General features: G+C 70.5%; 4 protein-coding genes. 1 reads left to right on the forward strand and 3 read right to left on the reverse strand.

What is annotated here, in order from left to right; translation table 11 throughout:
• Positions 1-130 precede the first annotated feature (130 nt).
• Entirely contained in the window at positions 131-622 is a 492-nt protein-coding gene (locus tag TN53_RS40175) for a nucleotidyltransferase domain-containing protein (protein WP_199924736.1), read from the reverse strand.
• Between the two features lie 91 nt (positions 623-713).
• Here TN53_RS40175 and TN53_RS40180 point away from each other — a divergent pair, with 91 nt between their 5' ends.
• Positions 714-1346 carry a response regulator transcription factor gene (locus tag TN53_RS40180; RefSeq protein ID WP_046263817.1) on the forward strand — a complete coding sequence of 211 codons (633 nt, stop codon included), beginning with the start codon at positions 714-716 and terminating at the stop codon, positions 1344-1346.
• 92 nt (positions 1347-1438) lie between these two features.
• Here TN53_RS40180 and TN53_RS40185 read toward each other — a convergent pair whose 3' ends face one another.
• Both TN53_RS40185 and TN53_RS40190 read right to left on the reverse strand, forming a co-directional pair.
• The gene (locus tag TN53_RS40185) at positions 1439-2272 is read right to left on the reverse strand and encodes a hypothetical protein (RefSeq protein WP_199924737.1); all 834 of its coding nucleotides are present in this window, start codon (positions 2270-2272) and stop codon (positions 1439-1441) included.
• A complete protein-coding gene (locus tag TN53_RS40190) occupies positions 2272-2811 on the reverse strand; it encodes a SigE family RNA polymerase sigma factor (RefSeq protein WP_046263815.1) in 540 nt (179 codons plus the stop codon). The genes TN53_RS40185 and TN53_RS40190 overlap by 1 nt, the downstream gene beginning before the upstream one ends.
• Between the last annotated feature and the right edge of the window lie 180 nt (positions 2812-2991).

Below are 2991 nucleotides of genomic sequence, written 5' to 3' on the forward strand. Positions count from 1 at the left end.
GTGCGGCGCCGCAGACTGAGGGACGGGAGTGATAGGCAAATGTGTCCCATGAGCCGTGCAGAAAAGCGCAGGTGGGGTCGGCTGGGGCTGGGACGGATCTGCCAATTGTCGATCTGGGGGTGGGGGTGGGTCAGAAGTGCGTGGGGATGTTGAAGGCGCGGCGGAGTTGTGCCATGTCGTGGCGGTCTCGGGGCGTCGGGTCGTAGCCCTGGTGGAAGTGGATCTGTTGGGCGGCGGAGAGGCAGGGGACCGGGGTGGGTCCGATCCTGCCGGTCACGAAAGCGGAGGCGGGGTAGTGGAAGGGGTTCTCCGGGTCGAAGGAAGCCTGCGTCGCGGAGCCGTCCTCGTCGAAGACGAGGGGGTGCAGATCGATCTCCCTGCCGTCCGGGGCCGTCATGACGAAGCGGACGGGGCGCTGGTCGAGGCTCTCCGCGTACCCGGCCTCGGACAGGGCCGCCGTGACGGCGGGCTCCTGCTCCTGGCGGTGCATCAGGTCGAGGTCGCGATGGTCCCGGGTCTGCTCACCGACCAGCGCGTCGATGCCCCACCCTCCGCCGACCCAGACCTCCACACGCGCCCGGCGCAGCAGGGCGAGCACGGACAAAAAGCCATCGGCCGACATCACTTGGAGCATGTTAGGTGCAAGGCACACCGGCACGACACCGCACCGAGCGCACCCGACCCCCGCGCCCTACCCTTGGGCCGTGAACGAGATGCCCCGGGACCACCGGCCCGCCAAGTCCATCAGGATTCTGCTCGCCGAGGACCAGGGGATGATGCGGGGCGCGCTCGCGCTGCTGCTCGGCATGGAGGCGGACATCGAGGTCGTGGCCCAGGTCGGGGCCGGCGACGAGATCGTGGACGCGGCGCTGATCCACCGGCCGGACGTCGCGCTCCTCGACATCGAACTGCCCGGCAAGAGCGGCCTCGACGCCGCCGCCGAGCTCCGCGACGAGGCCCCCGACTGCCGGGTCCTGATCCTGACCACCTTCGGGCGCCCCGGCTACCTCCGTCGGGCCATGGAGGCCGGCGCCGCGGGTTTCCTGGTGAAGGACGGCCCCGTCGAGGAACTGGCCTCCTCCATCCGCCGTGTCCTGACCGGCGAGACGGTCATCGACCCCGCCCTCGCCGCGGCCGCCCTCAGCGCCGGCCCCAACCCCCTCACCTCCCGGGAGTGCGACGTACTGAGCGCCTCGGCGGACGGGGCGACGGTCGCCGACATCGCCGCCACCCTCCACCTCTCCGAGTCCACGGTCCGCAACTACCTCTCCTCCGCCATCGGCAAAACCGGCACCCGCAACCGGATGGAAGCACTACGGGAGGCCCGGCACCAGGGCTGGGTATAACTCGGCAATTGGCAGATGTGTCCCATGCCCGACCCCGCCCACCTGGGCCTTTCGAGGCCGCCCATGGGACACATCTGCCAGTCAGCCTCGGCCTATCGCGCCGGGAGCGTCGTGCCTACCAATGTCACTGCCGTTGACTTCGCGGACGTGCCCTCCGGGGACAGGCAGACGAACCAGTCCACCGGGGAGCCCGCCGCCGGGCGGATCGCCGGGGTGTCGGTGCTGGTCTCCTCGTCCTCCGGGGCCCTGTCGACCTTGGTCTTCGTGCCGTCCTCCCAGGTGCAGGTGACCTGACCGGCCTTCTTGCCCACCATGCCGATGACCAGGCGTTCCGGGCCATCGGTGTCGGTGTCGAAGGGGATCGAGGCCGTCTGGAGGTCCGTGCCCGACATGGTGTCGTCCTTGGTGAACACGTCCTCGAACGTCTTCCGCCGCTTGTCGCCGTCGCTGAAGTACACGAGGTACGACCTCTTGCCGACCAGGTCGGAGGCCTTGATCCCGCCCGCCGGGGCATCGCCGTACCCACCCATCGCCTCAAGCTGCCCCGCCGCCTGCGCCTCGGTCCGCGGCGCGGCCCAGACATCGATGGCGACCCGCCACTCCTTACCGTTCTCCGTGCCGGTCGCGAGGGTCGTCCGGGCGGGGGTGAACAGGTCGGGTGCCGGCGTCGCCGACTGGGTCGCCGCCGGTGCCACCGTCCCGTCCCCGCCCGGCAGTCCCGCCACCGCCAGCGTCGCCGAGGAACCGGCGAGTACCAGGGTCGTGGCCGCGGCGACCGCCCAGCGGCGGGCCTTGCGGCGACGGCCGCCGCGGATGACCGCCTCGTAGGGGGCTATACCGATCTCGACCTCGTCCGCGGCGCCGGCCAGCAGGCGGGTGATGTCGCCGTTCGTCATGTCGTGGTTCGTCTCCCGGTCCGCGCTCATCACTTCCGCCCTCCCTGCGTCGCCATGTCGGCCAGCCCCGGTATGGCGCGGAGTTTCGCGATTCCCTTGGCGGCGTTGCTCTTCACCGAGCCGACGGAACAGCCCATCGCCTCGGCGGTCTGTGTCTCGGTGAGGTCCTCCCAGTAGCGCAGGACGACCGCCTCGCGCTGCCGTGGCGGCAACTGGGACAACGCCTTCAGCAGGGCGTTGCGGTCCTCGGCCTGGGCGATGCGGTCGCCGGTGTCGGCGATCTCGCGCACGAGGCCCGAGTCGTCCTTGGGCGCCAGGAACTCCCGGAGCCGTCGGCGGTGTTTTCGTGCGTGCGCGTTGATCATCACGCGCCGTACATAAGCCTCCGGGTCGTCGGCCGAGCCGACTCTGCGCCAGGCCACGTAGACCTGTTCCAGGGTCGACTGGACCAGGTCCTCCGCGGCGTGCTGCTCCCCCGTGAGGAGAAATGCCGTCCGCATCAGCCGCGGCCAGCGGCCGGTGACGAAGCTCTGGAACTCCTGGTCCCGAGCCTCCTTGCGATCCCCCATGGGCACCTCCCACCTCCTAGATGTCTAAAGGAGTCCATGGGCCGCCCGAACCGTTGCCTCAGTCGGCGGAGATCTTTTCGCCCGCCGGAATCCTCCCGCCGGCCCCGAAAGCGCCGCCCCGCCCGAGCCCCACCGCACAGGACGCCTCACACCCCACCACCCCACCACGCCAACCCGCGC

Origin of the sequence: Streptomyces sp. WM6386 (assembly GCF_000972385.1) — a bacterium.
Taxonomy (GTDB): Bacteria; Actinomycetota; Actinomycetes; order Streptomycetales; family Streptomycetaceae; genus Streptomyces.

Coding starts and splice junctions, on each gene's coding strand:
- TN53_RS40180 (WP_046263817.1), top strand. CDS start 714: ATGCCCCGGGACCACCGGCCCGCCAAGTCCATCAGGATTCTGCTCGCC.
- TN53_RS40175 (WP_199924736.1), bottom strand. CDS start 622: ATGTCGGCCGATGGCTTTTTGTCCGTGCTCGCCCTGCTGCGCCGGGCG.
- TN53_RS40185 (WP_199924737.1), bottom strand. CDS start 2,272: ATGAGCGCGGACCGGGAGACGAACCACGACATGACGAACGGCGACATC.
- TN53_RS40190 (WP_046263815.1), bottom strand. CDS start 2,811: ATGGGGGATCGCAAGGAGGCTCGGGACCAGGAGTTCCAGAGCTTCGTC.